19 protein-coding genes are annotated in these 15,354 nt (G+C 47.2%); 18 read left to right on the top strand and 1 reads right to left on the bottom strand.

Annotated elements, in window-relative coordinates; all coding sequences use genetic code 11:
- The first annotated feature begins 36 nt into the window (after positions 1-36).
- The 11 genes from ACXADP_RS13570 (at position 37) to ACXADP_RS13520 (ending at position 6,313) form a co-directional block, all read left to right on the top strand.
- Positions 37-1,683, top strand: coding sequence for an FAD-dependent oxidoreductase (locus tag ACXADP_RS13570; protein ID WP_474971693.1), 1,647 nt, complete (start codon positions 37-39; stop codon positions 1,681-1,683).
- Positions 1,684-1,900: 217 nt separating this feature from the next.
- Entirely contained in the window at positions 1,901-2,173 is a 273-nt protein-coding gene (locus tag ACXADP_RS13565; protein WP_474971692.1) for a hypothetical protein, read from the top strand.
- A 36-nt stretch (positions 2,174-2,209) separates the two neighbouring features.
- The gene (locus ACXADP_RS13560) at positions 2,210-2,398 is read left to right on the top strand and encodes a hypothetical protein (RefSeq protein WP_474971691.1); all 189 of its coding nucleotides are present in this window, start codon (positions 2,210-2,212) and stop codon (positions 2,396-2,398) included.
- A gap of 112 nt (positions 2,399-2,510) precedes the next feature.
- A complete protein-coding gene (locus tag ACXADP_RS13555) occupies positions 2,511-2,759 on the top strand; it encodes a DUF3986 family protein (protein ID WP_474971690.1) in 249 nt (82 codons plus the stop codon).
- Between the two features lie 64 nt (positions 2,760-2,823).
- Entirely contained in the window at positions 2,824-3,141 is a 318-nt protein-coding gene (locus ACXADP_RS13550) for a hypothetical protein (protein ID WP_474971689.1), read from the top strand.
- Positions 3,142-3,442: 301 nt separating this feature from the next.
- The gene (locus ACXADP_RS13545) at positions 3,443-4,486 is read left to right on the top strand and encodes a DUF1835 domain-containing protein (RefSeq protein WP_474971688.1); all 1,044 of its coding nucleotides are present in this window, start codon (positions 3,443-3,445) and stop codon (positions 4,484-4,486) included.
- A 44-nt stretch (positions 4,487-4,530) separates the two neighbouring features.
- Positions 4,531-4,785 carry a hypothetical protein gene (locus ACXADP_RS13540; protein WP_474971687.1) on the top strand — a complete coding sequence of 85 codons (255 nt, stop codon included), beginning with the start codon at positions 4,531-4,533 and terminating at the stop codon, positions 4,783-4,785.
- A 59-nt stretch (positions 4,786-4,844) separates the two neighbouring features.
- Entirely contained in the window at positions 4,845-5,117 is a 273-nt protein-coding gene (locus ACXADP_RS13535) for a hypothetical protein (protein WP_474971686.1), read from the top strand.
- A 22-nt stretch (positions 5,118-5,139) separates the two neighbouring features.
- Positions 5,140-5,328: a hypothetical protein gene (locus ACXADP_RS13530; RefSeq protein WP_474971685.1), complete on the top strand. Its 189-nt coding sequence runs from the start codon at positions 5,140-5,142 to the stop codon at positions 5,326-5,328.
- Positions 5,329-5,341: 13 nt separating this feature from the next.
- Positions 5,342-5,662 carry a hypothetical protein gene (locus ACXADP_RS13525; protein ID WP_474971684.1) on the top strand — a complete coding sequence of 107 codons (321 nt, stop codon included), beginning with the start codon at positions 5,342-5,344 and terminating at the stop codon, positions 5,660-5,662.
- A 165-nt stretch (positions 5,663-5,827) separates the two neighbouring features.
- Positions 5,828-6,313, top strand: coding sequence for a GNAT family N-acetyltransferase (locus ACXADP_RS13520; protein WP_474971683.1), 486 nt, complete (start codon positions 5,828-5,830; stop codon positions 6,311-6,313).
- On the opposite strand, the gene ACXADP_RS13515 is transcribed toward ACXADP_RS13520, so the two are convergent.
- On the bottom strand, positions 6,310-6,591 hold the full coding sequence (locus ACXADP_RS13515; RefSeq protein ID WP_474968129.1) for a hypothetical protein: 282 nt from the start codon (positions 6,589-6,591) through the stop codon (positions 6,310-6,312). The two genes, ACXADP_RS13520 and ACXADP_RS13515, sit on opposite strands and share 4 nt — an antisense overlap.
- Positions 6,592-6,885: 294 nt before the next feature.
- On the opposite strand from ACXADP_RS13515, the gene ACXADP_RS13510 reads away from it, so the two are divergent.
- The 7 genes from ACXADP_RS13510 to ACXADP_RS13480 all read left to right on the top strand — a co-directional run bounded on the left by ACXADP_RS13510 (position 6,886) and on the right by ACXADP_RS13480 (position 15,344).
- Entirely contained in the window at positions 6,886-8,310 is a 1,425-nt protein-coding gene (locus ACXADP_RS13510) for an aldehyde dehydrogenase family protein (protein WP_474968130.1), read from the top strand.
- Positions 8,311-8,571: 261 nt separating this feature from the next.
- The gene (locus ACXADP_RS13505; RefSeq protein WP_474968131.1) at positions 8,572-9,360 is read left to right on the top strand and encodes an IclR family transcriptional regulator; all 789 of its coding nucleotides are present in this window, start codon (positions 8,572-8,574) and stop codon (positions 9,358-9,360) included.
- A gap of 15 nt (positions 9,361-9,375) precedes the next feature.
- Positions 9,376-10,395, top strand: a complete 1,020-nt coding sequence (locus ACXADP_RS13500; RefSeq protein ID WP_474968132.1) for an ABC transporter ATP-binding protein — start codon at positions 9,376-9,378, stop codon at positions 10,393-10,395.
- Positions 10,379-11,443, top strand: coding sequence for an ABC transporter ATP-binding protein (locus tag ACXADP_RS13495; RefSeq protein WP_474971682.1), 1,065 nt, complete (start codon positions 10,379-10,381; stop codon positions 11,441-11,443). Before ACXADP_RS13500 ends, ACXADP_RS13495 begins: the two co-directional genes overlap by 17 nt.
- Positions 11,444-11,472: 29 nt before the next feature.
- A complete protein-coding gene (locus tag ACXADP_RS13490; RefSeq protein WP_474971681.1) occupies positions 11,473-12,693 on the top strand; it encodes a dipeptidase in 1,221 nt (406 codons plus the stop codon).
- A 13-nt stretch (positions 12,694-12,706) separates the two neighbouring features.
- Positions 12,707-14,335, top strand: a complete 1,629-nt coding sequence (locus ACXADP_RS13485) for an ABC transporter substrate-binding protein (protein ID WP_474971680.1) — start codon at positions 12,707-12,709, stop codon at positions 14,333-14,335.
- A 58-nt stretch (positions 14,336-14,393) separates the two neighbouring features.
- Entirely contained in the window at positions 14,394-15,344 is a 951-nt protein-coding gene (locus ACXADP_RS13480) for an ABC transporter permease (protein ID WP_474971679.1), read from the top strand.
- Positions 15,345-15,354: the final 10 nt, after the last annotated feature.

Here is a 15,354-nt window from a genome sequence, read left to right as displayed (position 1 = left end):
AAAAACATCAAGAGAAACCTGGAGGGTTGCACCCAAATGAAGATCATTATTATTGGATCCGTTGCAGCAGGTACATCTGTCGCTGCAAAGGCACGAAGAAACGATGAGAACGCAGACATTACATTATACAATGCCGATTACGATATCTCCTATTCCATCTGCGGGATTCCTTACTTTTTAGGAGGCGAAGTGGACGAACTTGAAACACTCACTCCTAGGAGTTCCGGATGGTTCAAAAAGCGCTACAACGTGGACATTCACACCCGTCATGAAGTTGTAGAGATTAACCCGGATCAAAAAGTGGTCACAGTGAAGAATCTGAACAACAATGAAATCATCGAAGATCATTACGATACACTGGTCTTTGCTACCGGGGCGGCTCCAACGACGCCGCAGGTGGACGGAGTGGAGATGGAGCATGTGTTCCATGTCCGAAATATCCAGAACACAGCATCCATCCATTCTTATATGGAAGCGAACCACCCGGAAAAAGTGACGATTATCGGTGCGGGCTTCATCGGACTAGAGATGGCTGAGCAGTTGAAGCATAGAGGACTGGATGTAACGATTGTCCAGCGCAGCAACCAAATTATGCCGCACTTGGATAAGGATATGGCCTTCCGGGTGGAAGAGCATTTGAGAGCAAACGGGGTCAACCTACTCCTCCATGAAGAAGTGGCAGCCATTACAGAGACTTCCGTAGAAACAACCAAGGGAAGCGTCATCGATGCGGATATGGTCATTTTAGCGACAGGTGTACGTCCGAATACGAAGCTGGCGGAACAGATCGGTGTAGATTTAGGCGTAACCGGGGCCGTCCAGGTCAATGAAAAGATGCAGACGAATCTCCCGGATGTTTATGCCGTTGGGGACGTTGCGGAAAGTTATTCCATCGTAACTGGAAACCCGCTTTATCGTCCGCTCGGGTCGACAGCGAATAAGATGGGCAGGATCGCTGGAGATGTCATCACCGGCGGAGATCTGGCCCACCGCGGTATTTTAGGGACAGGAATTTTAAGAGTGTTTGACTTAGCTGTCGGCTATACCGGCTTAAGTGAAAAAGATGCGGTCAAAGAAGGCTATGACATTGAAGTTCTTCACAACATTAAACCGGCAAGAGCCGAATACCTTGGTGGGAAGGAAATGGTGATCAAAGCGGTCGCCGATCGTAAAACAAACCGGATTCTAGGTGTACAGATTGTCGGGGAAGACGGCGTCGATAAGCGCATCGATGTGTTTGTGACGGCGATTTCCTTAAAAGCGAGTGCCGAAGATCTATTCCACTTGGACTTAGCCTATGCGCCACCATTCAGTACCACTAAAGATCCGGTTATGTATACAGGTATGGCTCTTCAGAATGCGATGGACAAAAAGAACCGGATCATCACGCCTCAGGAACTGACGAATCGAATCCAGAACGGGGAGAAGATTCAAGTCATTGATACACGATCGCCGAAGCAGTACGAAGTATCCAATGTAGAAGGAGCGGTCAACATTCCATTGGCTGAATTGCGCGCGGAAGCGAAACAGCTGGACCCGAGCATCCCGACAGTGACTTACTGCAATAAGGGTGTAACGGGAAATGCTGCCCAGAACGTGCTGATCAACATGGGATTTGAGGAAGTTTATAACCTTTCCGGGGGAAATAAGAATTACCAAAGTTTCTCTAAATCCAATCAATAATGAGAGCATTCACGAGATTACAAGGTTCGTTCACGATACTATGATCACTTATCAAGGAGCAGCTGTTTGCATGCAAGCAGCTGCTCCTTTTGTTGTGCTTTTATCCATTAAATGGTTTTATTTGAAACCAATTTCATTCTTGACCGTATAGGATGGAGGGTGATTTCTCAACCGCACTTCATGAAAACTCGCAGAGGAGAGAGGAGGACGTTTTATAGTGAAAAAGCTGATTAGTGTGGTATCTATTCTGATCCCAACCGTTTTAACGACTTTGATTGTAAACTTTTTGTTCGGTATCGTTCCTTTGAACATACAGGGACTGCCTCTCGTCCTTCCATTTGTCATCTGTCCAATAGGAGCAGCCCTTGGTTTGATCGGCTATAAAATGAACCATGACAACCTGGCACGGGCAGGAATGATTTTTAACATTGGTCTCTTCTTGTTCCCGATTGCTTTTAACATCATCGGGACACTGAGCGGAGGCGTTTGAAGCACCAACAGCCGGCAAAGAAAGGGTTTCTTTATCTTGTATGCGTCCATATTCAAGATGAAAGAACAGAAAGATTATGTGGATGATACGCGACTTGGATCAAGCGGATATATGGAGTGGGAAAGTCTGATGAAACTCCTGAACAAGCTTCCTTATCCTCTGGCAAAGAGTGTTGTCATGACTATAGGAAGTGGATTCATTCTGCTGGGTGCCTGGGTCATGTAGGAAGGTACTTTTCTATTTCAGCAGCACGATACGAGGTTTTGGGTGAATAATCTAAGCATTGATAAAGGAGGATCCTTATGGACGTTAGGGAGTCATTCAAGGAGAAAAGCTGATGTACAATCCGGACTTGCATTTTCACATTGGATATTATGAAGGGTATGACTTGGAGGTTGTCGCATACAAAAGAATCTGGGAACCTCTCTGGGATGTTTATGTTGATGATTCCGGACCTGGGAACTTATATTCTCAGGTAATGAATAAAGGACTTGGGGTTTCTGTTGACCATTATGGCATCCTCATTTTTTCCATTGATGATACAAAGAATTTTGAAAATCAAGCTTATCATTCGTTCGAAAAGTAGTTAAGACACTATAAATTGATAGAGGCGGATGCTTAAGAATTTGTTCAGCTTGGAGGTGCAGGAAATGGAAGCGGTCCTTACGTTTATATCTCTTATCGCAGTTATCATCGCAAAGGTCTTAAAAAACAAAAAACGCTTAGCGCAGCTGACGGTCTACCAAATGATCGGTGTAGGTGCGGCTTTTGTGGTCAGCGTTTTTATCGGATTTATAATGATTTATTACGGAGGAAATTGGATAGCAGGAAAGATGCCGTATGAGATTTTAAGTACTATCGTATTTATTCTGATCGTGATTGCGGCGCTATCAATATGTGTTTCTCTAATGAATAAGACTATACATAAAGTCACGAACGGTCTTCTTCCACGTGGTGAGCATGAATAAATAGGTGAGAGGGGGATCTAGGGTGGAAACAGCTGTCCAGCATCGATCTACTCGTGTATGATCCCTTCCATTCTGACATGAATGAAGCTGAGTTGATTTCACTAATAAAAAGAGAAGCGGCTTCTTATCAAGCGGGCAGCTCCTGATTTACATTGTTCAAGGGATTGGTCCCTTTCCAGCGTCGTTCTGATGAGGAAAAAGTTTTTCATTCCGTACGGCTTTCCATGCGCGTTCAGCAAGTTTGTTTCAGGGTGTGATACCTGTAGTTACTAACATTAAACCGATAAGGAAGAGTGGGAAAATGGATCCTTTAATGAAAAAGAAAGTGGAGTCCTTGAGCGGAGAAGAAGTTCGTTCAATCGTTTTACAATCATGGTTGATGCTGGAATATGCGGGTAGCGGACATTTATCGGCAGATGAATATGTAGAACGGATAAAATCCGTAAAAAACAGTGTGGATCAGACGTATAAACAGCGAATGAATCCTTTATACGGCGATCAGACAGACGTGAAAGAGGTCCATATCGTGTTTGGCCACTCCGCATATGGGGCGCTCAAAAATACGCTTGAAAATCTTAAAAGAGACAATGACATGGTCATCAACCTCCCTTTGATGTTTTCTATCGGGCCGGTCCGGAATCTTGATCAGCCAGAAGGGCTGCAGGAACGCCTGGACTGGCTCTATGACCGCATTCACCTGGATGACGAAGAGATCTTCACTTATGTTCAGGAAAACAAACAGGCCATGGAAGGCATCCGGAACATTCCTGATCATATCCAGACGACCATCTGGATTGGAAGTAATGCCCATGAGCAGCTTGGGCTGCGTTTCGTTCTGCAGCTGCTGAAAGCATGGAACGGTCGTGTGAGGACAATCAACGTAAGTGAAAGCCATATGAAACGTTCCAAAGGATATCCCATCCATACAGGTGAAATCTCCCCTGACCAGTTCGGGGAGATGATTCATCACGCTTCAAATGAGCCCATTCCTTTTGAAGCGAGGAATCGTTTGGAGAAAGACTGGCTGCGGTTATCCTTGGAAAACGTGGAGCTGAGAATATGGAATGAAGGAGTCTTTTCAAAAGCGGTCGACTACTTTGATTCCTTCATTCTTCAAAGCGTAAGAAGCCTTCATGAAGATGCCGGATGTGTTGATTTCATCCCAGCAGCCAGGATCATAGGAGAAGTGATCGGGCATTCGAGGCAGGGAGTCAGTGATGCTTTTATAGAATACCGATTGATTCAGCTGGTTCTTGAAAACAGATTGGATATCAAGGGGATTCCGAGAGGCATGCGGTACTTTGCCGTGAGAGTCAAAGAGGAACCGGAAAGATCATGTTGGTAAAAAGTGGACATCAGGGTATAGAAATATAAAAGGAGAGTGGATCAATGATGCGTGCGTCTGTATCTTTACTCTGTATCGTGACTGCCTTCATCCTGATGATCATCAATCCTGAAGCTCCCGCCGGGTCTTTCATCGAGGAATACCGTCTGATTTTTATCATGACGATGCTGCTTCCTGTCATCGGCTTGTTGACCGGCCTGAAAGCTCAGCGTTGGAAGGCATTCTTCGTGTTAGCGAACATCCTCGGCATTTTGACGATTTCCGTTGTCCATGTCATGGCTGTTCTTTCCTTTGCATGAAAAGGATAGAATCAAAAAGTTTCGTATCGAAGGGAAGTATGTGTAACCAAAAGGAGGTGATGACTATCAAAGTTTTCGAGGTTGTGCTGCTCCTCTCCGCTATAGCTGCCGTTTGTACATATCTTTTTTATAGGGCAGATTTTCTAGTATACACAGCCCTGGCTGGTGGCATCGGTTATTCGGTCCTTCACCTCATCCGCACCTATGAAAGAAGGAAAAACGCTGTATTAGGACATCCGGACGCCAAATACTACAATACTTTTGATTCCTATGATGACGACCTTATTACGGGAGATCTTTTTGACGATATCAGCGATCATGACGGTTCTTGATCCTATATATGGAGGTGAGTCTATGTCCAACCATTCCAACGATGATTCATCTTTTAATGATGCCATCGATCATCAAAAGAAAATCGAAGGGTATCCAAAACCGAGTGAGGGCGGACTGCCCGGCCCGATTAAATGGATTGGGTATGTTTTGTTCGGAGGTATTGCCTTGATGATGCTTTTTGCCCTTATTGGAAATGTCATATGGAACTGAAGGAGTTAGGAACATGTTCAGCTTTACAAAAGTGCAGGAGGCTCATATCCAAAAAGAGTGTAGGGTTCACAACTCAAGTCCTGCCTACAATAAAATCGCTTATGACAAGGAATTTCTAGCAGCAGATGACATAAGAGCGCAGTGGAGAGAAGCGGATGAACTCGGGAATGAGAGATATTTGGTTGGTCATGGTGAAAGTTTCATCGGAATCATTGAATACGGCATGCAGTCGCCGAACTCCGGAAATCCATGGCTGAGTCTGCTGCTGATTGACAGCACCTATCATGGTCAGGGTTTTGGGGAAAGGTGTACAGGGTTTATGAGGAACTTATGAAAAAGCGGCAGGCGGACGTGATTGAAATGGCTGTTCATGCGGACAATCTCCCTGCCGTAACGTTCTGGACTTCTCTTGGTTTTCTTATATACAGAGAGAGGATCTATGAAAAGAAACGGATGTATAGTTACCATAAGCCGCTGAATGGTAGAGGGGGAACTCGGTGTGAGTGAGGAAAGGAACGCTGTTTTAGAAACTCCGCGCTGTTATGTAAGACCTTTTACTTCCGTGGACATCGAGGCGTTCATGAGCTACCGGAATGATCTGGACTGGATGAAATACCAGGGGTTCAAAGGATTCACCCGTCAGGTCTATGAAACGACCCTGCTGAATCCGCAGAGAGTGGAAGATGGTTCTCAGCTGGCTGTGATAAGAAAAAAAGACCAAGTGCTCCTCGGTGATGTATTTCTGCTGAAGAAGGAGGATGATTTCTGGGTGGGCTATACGATTGATCCTTCGTATAAGCGGCAGGGCTATGCGTATGAGGTTGTCCAAGCCCTGACTCACTGGATCCGATCCAAAGGGGATTACGTGATCAAGGCCGGTGTGGAAAAAGAAAACCTTCCATCGATCAACCTGCTGGAGAAATCAGGGTTTCAGAGGATGGAAGAGGAAGACGGCGAATTCGTCTATGTATGGAACGGCGGTTAAGGAGTATCCATCATCATCCAGGCGAAGACGATAAAGATGATACTGTAGAAAAAGGCCAGTACAGCAAAACCCGTGATAAGCAGATCTTTCTTATTCTGCGACTTTGAGAACGAGACGATGGATAATGCGAGAGCGGATGCCGGCAGCATCCAGTTGAACAGGAATAATACATTCTCGTGGAAGGAAACGACATCCAACAGGCTGAGATTCTGGACGAGCAGAGACAGTAGGATACATAGAATGGCCAAGTATCTGAATCCTTTGTGATTGCCAGTCATGGATATAACCTCCTTTTCTCTATTCATGTTAGCAGTGGGCGTTTGTCGAGGCAAGAAGGGGTCAATTCCATTGACCTGTTCATAAACGGCTTCCGTGTCTGTAAAGGAGGCCGCTGTTTTCTTTTCGTAATTCTTATATCAAATTCCTATTCCTGCTATATCAGTAATGGAAGCGCAGTCAGAGGCATGTTCAATAACCCCTCTTAGCTTCGAGATGTTTTGTGTAGAGCGTTAGCGGTAATACATGACTAAACAAAGCAAACTACACAACTTTTTATAAAGGAGAATTTGAATATGCGTACGATTTTGAAGCATTACATTAACGGTGAATGGGTTGAATCCACGGGAAATGACACCGAGGACGTCATAAACCCTGCCACGGAAGAACCGATGGGTCAAATTAGTCTGGGAACGAAGGAAGACCTGGATAAAGCTGTTCAAGCCGCCCGCGATGCTTTCCCGAGTTTCTCTCAAACTTCTAAAGAAGAGCGTATTGAAATGCTTGAGAACATAGCCGAAGCCTATGCACGACGCAAAGATGAATTCATCGATGTGATGACGGAAGAGCTGGGTGCACCTCTTGAAATTTCGGAGAAGATTCACTACAGCATGGGCTACAATCATTTTGCTCAAGCGGCTGAATCTCTTAAAACTATTGAATTCATGGAGCACCGCGGCAACCATACGGTAGTCAAGGAATCTGTCGGGGTCAGCGGCTTAATCACCCCATGGAACTTCCCGACAAACCAAGCTTCAACAAAAATTGCCAGCGCATTTGCAGCCGGCAGCCCTGTTGTATTGAAACCTTCTGAAATGACGCCGTTCGCTGCCATCATGTTAGCAGAAATCTTTGATGAGGTGGGCGTACCTAAAGGAGCGTTCAACTTGGTTAATGGTACAGGCGAAACGATTGGTGACGGCATCAGTTCACACCCTGATATTGACTTTGTATCCTTCACGGGTTCCGGGGGCGTTGGAACGAAAATCATGCAGAATGCTTCTGAAACGATTAAAAACGTCGCTCTTGAGCTCGGAGGTAAATCTCCATTGATTGTTCTGGAAGATGCGGATATGAAAGATGCGGCCCGAAATGCAGTAAGCAATATCGCCACGAATACCGGGCAGGTTTGTTCTGCTGCGACCCGGATGATTGTTCCAGCTTCCAAGAAGGAAGAATTTGAACAAGCCGTCTTAGATGTGCTTCCTGAATTCCCGGTAGGCCATCCTCGTGAAGGAAATTATGTCGGACCCCTTGTATCCAAGAAGCAGTGGGATACCGTTCAATCCTATATTGAAAAAGGGATGGAAGAAGGTGCAAACTTAATTGCCGGTGGTACAGGACTTCCAGAAGGACTGGATAAAGGGTATTACGCTAAACCAACCATTTTCACGGATGTAACGAATGATATGGTCATAGCACAAGAGGAGATCTTTGGACCTGTGATGAGTATCATTACGTATGACACCATCGATCATGCGATTGAAATCGGGAATGATGTTGTCTATGGTTTAGCAGGGTACGTCTATGGTAAAGATCCGGAAACCCTTAAAAAAGTTGCCACATCCATCCGTGCCGGGCGCATCAAGGTCAATGATGCCTCTCATGATTTCAATGCACCATTTGGCGGCTATAAGCAATCTGGTATTGGTCGTGAGTGGGGCGATTATGGAATTGAAGAATATCTTGAGAAAAAAGCGATTCTTGGATTCCCGTCTTAATTGGTCATGGCTTATAAAAGAGCTGTTCTCTCTTCCAGGAGGACAGCTCTTTTTTTTAGTAGGGTCTACACCGAATTTTACCAGAATCTTTATAAAAGAAGTCTTGAGCCGCCTGAGCCCAAGGCTTCTTTTTATTTCGGTTCCCGAAAAAAGTCGGAAAAAGTAGTTGCAAAATGGTCATTTTGTGCTAGTATCATTAGTAATCATAAAATTCAGAATATTGGTTCGATTATAGAACCACTTAGAAAGCGGTGAAGCCGAGTGAGTTCAAAAACCGTCGATAAGGCGCTGCAGGTCCTTGATATGTTCACGCTGGAACATCCGAAGTGGGGACTACGGGAATTGTCCCGGGCGCTTGATATGAGTCATACCATTGTCCACCGGATGCTGACCACCCTCGAAGAACGGGGGTATGTGTACCGCAGCGTGGATACGCAGAAATATGAGCTCGGCATTAAATTCCTTGAGCTCAGCAACATCGTCGAACAACATTTTCAAATCTCTGAGATCATCCATCCCATCATGCATAAGATTGCTTCCGAAACCGGGGAAAGTGTCGTTATGACACTTCTGGATAACGAGGAAGGAGTCTTCTCCAAGATTGTAGAAAGCAGCCGCCTTGTCCGTTTCGCGGGCTCAGTCGGCCGTCGTTCCCCACTTTATATCGGGGCTTCCCATAAAGTCATCCTTTGTCACCTGCCTAAAGAAGTACAACGAAGAATTGTTCATGAAGGGGCTGTCCAACACCCCGGCCTCATCCCATCAGAAACCGATATGCTGGAAAAACTTGAGGACATCGAAAGAAAACGGTGGGCGTATTCCTCCGGTGAAACGATCAGTGATGTAGCTGCGGTTTCTATTCCCTTGTTTGATTACGGACACATGGTCCTCGGATCGTTATCGATAGCCGGCCCCAGCTACCGTCTCACAGAAGAAGTAGCGGAACAGATTTTACCTGATCTCATTCGTCACAGAGGAGAGCTTGATTCTGTTTTGAGCAAAGTTTGTTTTCCGACCAGAAGGAACTATCTTCTTGAAAGTCTTCATTAAAGGAGGGGATCACACATGTTGAAGGTGGAAGGCCTCGTGACGGGATACCAGGGAAAGGAAGGGTTTGTCCGGGCGGTCGACGGGGTGAGTTTTGATATTGAAAAAGGAGAAACCGTCTGCATCGTCGGGGAATCCGGCAGTGGTAAAAGTGTCACATCGATGTCTGTGATGAGACTGGTCGAGTTTGAAAATGGGGAAATCGTAAGCGGATCGATTGAGTATATGGGAGAAGAACTGACAACCAAGACGAATGAGGAAATGAGGAAAATCAGAGGAGCAGAGATTTCAATGATTTTCCAGGAGCCGCTGACCGCTTTGAACCCTGTCTTCACCATCGGGCAGCAGATTGTTGAAGCGATCCGTTACCATGAGCCGCTGAAGAAAAAGGAAGCGATGGACAAGGCGGAGGATTTGCTGACCCTTGTCGGGCTTTCTGAACCGAAAACAAGATTGAAGCAGTATCCCCACGAATTGTCGGGAGGGATGAGGCAGCGGGTCATGATTGCCATTGCGCTCGCTTCCAAACCGAAGCTTCTCATTGCAGATGAACCGACAACAGCGCTTGATGTCACAATCGAAGCGCAGATCCTCGAGCTGCTCCGAAAGTTGAGGGATGAAGAAGACATGTCCATCATGCTCATTACCCACGATATCGGGGTAGCGGCAGAGCTTTCCCACAGGATCATCATCATGTATGCCGGGAAGGTGATGGAGATTGCAGAGACCAGCGATTTGTTTGACCTCCCGCATCATCCTTATACAAAAGGGCTGCTTGAATCGATTCCGAAAATGAGCGGTGCCAGAGGGGAGCTTCTTCCGACCATTGAAGGAACGATTCCAGGCGTGAACCAGATGCCTGAAGGCTGCCGGTTTGCGCCGCGCTGCAGCTTTGCCACAGAAAAGTGCCATCAGGAAGAACCCCCGCTTCAAAAAATGGGCCGGCGTGACGTCGCGTGCTGGCATGTGGAAGAGTTCACTGCCTCGCAGCTTGACCTTTTTCATAGAAAGGAGGATCCCGTTGAATCAAAATCATAAAGAAAAGCTGTTGGAAATTCAGCATTTGAAGAAATACTTTGAGATTAAAGGAGGTGGGGCCTTAGGGAAACGGAAGCAGACGCTGAAGGCGGTGGATGATGTTTCTTTTGATATTTATAAAGGAGAGACTCTCGGACTTGTCGGAGAATCCGGCTGCGGGAAATCGACACTCGGCCGGAACATTTTAAGACTGCAGGATCCGACGGACGGTCAGGTGCTTTATGGTCAGAGTAATATTCTTGAATATTCGAAGAAAGACATGCGCAGACTCCGCAAGGACATGCAGATCATTTATCAGGATCCATTCGGCTCTTTGAACCCGCGTTTCACAATCGGGCAGATTATCGGGGAGATGTATGAGATTCACGGTCTTGCCAAAGGCGCGGAAAAAGAAAGAAAGGTTAAGGAATTGTTGGAGCTTGTAGGATTGGATGCGAGCCGTTATCACAGCTACCCCCATGAATTTTCCGGAGGACAGAGGCAGCGGGTGGGTATAGCGAGGGCGCTTGCGCTTGAGCCGGAATTCATCGTTGCGGATGAACCGGTGTCCGCTTTGGATGTGTCGGTCCAGTCCCAGGTCATCAATCTGTTGATCCAGCTGAAGCGTGAAATGGGATTGACACTGTTGTTCATTGCGCACGGACTGAACGTTGTGCGTCATATTTCCGACCGGGTGGGTGTGATGTACTTAGGAAAACTCGTTGAACTGTCCGATACGGATTCGATCTTCAATGATCCTGCGCATCCGTATACAGCAGCACTCTTGTCGACTGTACCAGAAGCCGATCCCGAAGCAAGAAAAGAACGCATCGTTCTTAAAGGGGAAGTGCCTTCACCAGCATCTCCACCTTCAGGGTGCAATTTCCGGACGAGGTGTCCACTTGCAACAGAACGATGCAGTCAGGAAGTTCCAGCATGGCAGGAAACGCGAAACGGCCATTTCACAGCCTGCCATTACCCTTTGGAAAAAGGGCAGACGTTAAAAGAAGCTGTCGCTCAACGTCAGAAACCATCTGACAACAAAACTAACAACCTTATTATGGCATAAACAGTAAATAAAAGGAAGGGGAATATCCTTTGGCTGAACTCATTCAAAAAGGCAACCAAAAAGTCTATGACGGCTATAAGTCTTTTCAATACCTGGAAGCGGGCGTCGATTATAAATCTTACACTCTCGCAAAAGAGGTGGACCGTGTCCCGAGCTTTTCCTATCCTGTGACGAATGAGCAGGAAAACGAGGTCCAGACGATCCTGGAAGAGGACTTGATGATCTCCATGCATGAACACACATTCATCGCACCGGAAGATCTTAACCAGTTTTACGAATTCCGCCGGCAGGGCAGGGACTTTACAGCGTTTGAAGCGCTGAGCCATTCCGGACTTGATGTCATCTTTGAGAACTTCATGGACGGAACAGCGATGATCACCTCACTCGCAGGGTGGAAATGGTCGGATGTCATTCACGACCTGGGCATCCGCTTCAGCGACATCGCTCATCAGGATATGGTGATCAAAGCCGAGCGTATCGAGGATTTGTCCAGGGCGAAAAGAGAAGGGAAAATCGCTTTTGTCGGAGCCTTGGAATCGGCATCCATGATTGAAAATGAGCTGGACCGGCTTGATGTGCTGTATGGATTCGGCATCCGCACGATGGGCGTGTGCTACTCTGAATCGAATATGCTGGGCTCGGGCCTTCGTGAACCGAAGGATGCCGGTCTTTCCGTTTTTGGAAAACAGGCGGTCGAACGGATGAACAAGCTCGGCATCACTGTGGATGTTTCTCACGCTGGTGACCAAACGGCGCTTGACACGATTGAAACGAGTACAAAACCGGTCACCATCAACCATGCCGGTGCTCGTGGTGTATGGGATACGAAGCGTATGAAGCCGGACAGTGTCATCCGAGCCTGTGCTGAAAAAGGCGGGGTGATAGGAATTGAGGCAGCTCCGCATTCCACCATATCGGAAAATCATCCGCACCATAATATCGATTCGTTCATGGAACACTTCGAATATACGGCGAACCTGGTAGGGATCGAGCATGTAGCCTTTGGGCCGGACACCTTATTCGGTGACCATGTCGGCCTTCATGATACACTGGCCGGTCAATTATCCATCAAAAGTGCACAGAAATCCTCGATGGAGCGTGTCGATTATGTCAAAGGGCTGGAAAATCCGGCGGAATGTTTTCCGAACATTGTCCGCTGGCTTGTCGCTAAAGGATACAGCCGGGAACACATCCGTAAAGTCACCGGCGGAAACATTATGCGTGTGCTGAAAGAAACGTGGGCGAAATAATAAGAGAGGGACGATGACGATGAATAAAAAATGGTGGGTCTTTTTATCAGCTGCACTAATGGCGTTGTTCCTGGCAGCCTGTTCCTACGGAGGGGAAGAGGAGGCAGAGGGAGAAGCGACGGCGTCTTCTGAAGAGGCCGTTTCCGGCGGAAAGGTATCGATTCCGATTGTCGCCGATCCAACCTTTAATCCGTGGCACCCGAGTGCCTATGCAGAGTCCAATGTCATTAACCGTGTCATATTCGACGGGTTGACGAAACCTGGGAAAGACCTGGTGCCTGCACCGGATCTGGCTGAATCGTGGGAAACGTCCGAGGATGGCCTGACCTGGACCTTCCAGCTCCGTGATGATGTCACATGGCACGACGGCGAACCGTTCACATCAGAAGACGTCGTGTTTACGTTCAATGATATTACGTTGAATGAAGAGCTTGGAGCGAACAGTGCCTCCTATTTCGGACAGGTGGAAAGTGTGGAAGCAGATGGTGACTACACCGTTATGTTCAACTTATCGAGTCCGGTTGCCGCGCTTCCGGCTTACCTGAGCTTTAACACAGAGATTATTCCTGAACACATTTTTCAAGGAGAAGACCCATGGGATCTAACAAGCTTTAACAAGGAGAACCCTGTAGGAACAGGACCTTTCAAGCTTAAATCCTACACTTCCGGCCAGAGCGTCGTGCTGGAGCGGAATGAGGAGTACTTCGGAGATGCCGCGAATCTGGACGAAGTGGAATACAAAATCCTTCCTGATGCCAACACCCATGTGGCGCAGCTGTTGAGCGGAGAACTTTCCATTTTCGCTTTGGATGACACCTCTGCTGTCGATCGGATTGAAAGTGCGGACGGTGTGGATGTGAACGGGCGCGATACGAACCGTTTCTTCTGGCTGATCGTCAACCAGCAGGAAGAAAGGTTCCAGGATGTGAAGGTACGCCAGGCGATGGAACATGCGCTTGACCGTCAGAACATCATCGATACCGTCCTTCAAGGCTATGGAACGATTGCAGATGCAGGAATTACGCCGGCGTTGTCGGAGTATTACACCGATGATGTGAAGCAGTATCCCTTCGATCCGGAAGAAGCGAAAAAACTCCTTGCTGAAGCAGGGTGGGAGGATACGAACGGTGATGGATTTGTCGATAAGGATGGAGAAAACTTCGAAATCATCTTTGATATCGGTATTCAAGGGGATTTAGAAGCGATCGCCCAGCTTGTTCAGCAGTACTTGATTGATATCGGGCTGGATGTACAGTTGAACACGATGGACTGGAATACGATGATTGACAAAGTCGTCATCCAAAGGGATTATGCGATGACCTTGAACTGGTGGCGCTATCCGCCGGATCCGGATTTGAAGGCGTACATGCACTCCGATTTTGCTGAGCAGGGGAACAACATCCCGGCTTATCGAAATGAAGAAATGGACAAGCTTTTGGACGCTGGTGCGGAAACGAGCGATGTAGAGGAGCGGAAGGAAATCTACACAGAAGCCCAGAAGCTGATGGCTGAAGAACTTCCTTACATGTTCCTCTGGTACCCGCAGGAAGTACAGGTGAAGCGCTCGGATATCGACGGCGTACCTGAACTGGCCTTCGGAGATACGCTTCACTATATCCAGGAATGGTATATGGCGGAGTAAGTCATGGGAGAAGTGCACCACCGCGTGCACTTCTCTTTTATAAAAAGGGGGGACCTGTGTGATTCGATTTTTACTCAACCGCTTTGGACAAAGTATCATTTTATTGTTCATTGTGACCGTCATTACCTTTTTTCTTATCAATCTCGCGCCAGGTGGGCCCACAGGGGTCATGCGTATGGATGCATCACCCGAGGAGCGTCAGGCGATAATCGAACGTCTCGGCCTGGATCAGCCGGTAATCGTCCGCTATTTTGAGTGGGTGGGGAATGCTGTCACCGGTGATCTCGGCACATCATTTAACTCCAGTGAAGCGGTCGTGGAAAGGATTGCAGAACGTCTGCCTTATACGATGGAACTGACCGTATTCACGATCATCTTTTCAGTCATTGCAGGCATCATCCTTGGAGTCATCTCCGCCTTGAAACGAGGAAAAGCAGCGGATCACGTGATCAACTTTTCGAGTGTCATCGGTTTGTCGGTTCCTTCCTTCTGGCTCGGGCTGATGCTGATTCTCTTATTTTCTGTTGAACTTGGCTGGCTGCCATCGTCCGGTGTCGGACCGAGGGGCGCGGACTTTGACTTTTGGGGCTGGATGGCTCATTTAGCCATGCCAGTACTGATTTTATCGACGACCGTGCTTCCGAATATCGTCCGCTTCACGAGATCATCGATGCTGGAAGTCATTTCACAAAACTATATCCGTACCGCCCGTTCCAAAGGGGCGAAGGAATTTGTCGTTTTGTATGTGCATGCGCTTCGGAATGCGATGATTCCGATCATCAGCATCATAGGCGTGCTGATTCCGAGACTGCTGAGCGGTGCTGTGATCACCGAAGCGATTTTTGGATGGACAGGAATCGGGACGTTGATTATTGAAGCAGCCAATGGCCGTGACTATCCATTGATCATGGGCATTACCGTTGTCATTACGCTTGTCGTTATCATCAGCAATCTGCTTGTCGACATCATTTATTCTCAAGTCGATCCGCGTGTGAAAAACATGGCATAGGAGGGGACCG

The organism is Halobacillus sp. AWH4_228 (genome assembly GCF_056158365.1).
The sequence above is the reverse complement of the archived record's forward strand: the minus strand, read 5'-3'. Positions and strand labels throughout refer to the sequence as shown.